The 982-nt window shown below is 68.5% G+C and carries 1 protein-coding gene; it reads right to left on the bottom strand.

Annotated elements, in window-relative coordinates:
• Positions 1-24 precede the first annotated feature (24 nt).
• A complete protein-coding gene (locus ABD841_RS40500; protein WP_344982396.1) occupies positions 25-855 on the bottom strand; it encodes an IS5 family transposase in 831 nt (276 codons plus the stop codon).
• Between the last annotated feature and the right edge of the window lie 127 nt (positions 856-982).

Genomic DNA, 982 nt, shown 5'->3' with positions numbered 1-982 from the left:
AGAAAGTGTTGGGTAACCGGGTGATCACTCCTGGTTTAGGTCTTCGGCGAGACGTCGAGCCGCTTCGGTCTCGATCGGACCGTGCGGCTCGACGTCCTCCCCGGCCAGCCGGGCGGCCATGAGCCGGATCATGGCCACCTTGATCATCGCTTCGGCATGCGCGGTCTTGCGCTCGTAGTCGCGGGCCAACCTTCTGCACCGTCCCAACCAGGAGAACGTCCGTTCCACCACCCACCTGCGAGGCAGCACCCGAAAGCCTTTCACGTCCGCGTTGCGCGGCACCGCGACGATCTCGACGTTCTCCGTCCCGGCGGCCCAGCCCACCAGCCCGGAATCGACGGCGTTGACGTACCCGCCGTCCACCCGCACTAGCCCCACCTGCGGAAAGGCCGCCCGGATCCCGGACAGCACCAGCTTGGCGCCGGCCCGGTCCTGTACCGAGGCCGAATGCACCACCGCCCGCAGCACCAGCCCGCAGGTGTCCACCAGCAGGTGGCGCTTGCGGCCCCGCACCCGCTTGCCCGCATCAAAGCCGACGGCCTGACCGCCCTGATGCGTCCGCACCGACTGCGAATCCAAGACGGCCGCCGACGGTTGCGGGTCCCGACCCTGGGCGGTACGGACCTTCTGGCGCAGCGCGTCATGGACGCGGTCCCAGGTGCCGTCGGCCGTCCAGGCGCGAAACCACCGGTAGGCCGCATCCCACGGCGCCAGATCATGCGGGACCAGCCGCCAGGCGCAGCCGGTGCCCAGCACGTACAGCACCGTGTCGATGATCAACCGGCGCGGGAACTTCAACGGCCGTCCGCCCCGGCGCGGGTCCGTGTGGGCAGCAACGGCGCGATCACCGCCCACTGGCCGTCGGTCAAGGACGTGTCATAGGCGGGCTTACATGCACAGACACACATACCGATGATCCTGGCGGAGCCGGAACCCGCAAGGATCACCACCCGGCAGCTACAGAACGGAACCGGTCAATTAC

Origin of the sequence: Streptosporangium fragile, assembly GCF_039534445.1 — a bacterium.
Taxonomy (GTDB): domain Bacteria; phylum Actinomycetota; class Actinomycetes; order Streptosporangiales; family Streptosporangiaceae; genus Streptosporangium; species Streptosporangium fragile.
This window is presented reverse-complemented; position numbering and strand designations above follow the sequence as displayed.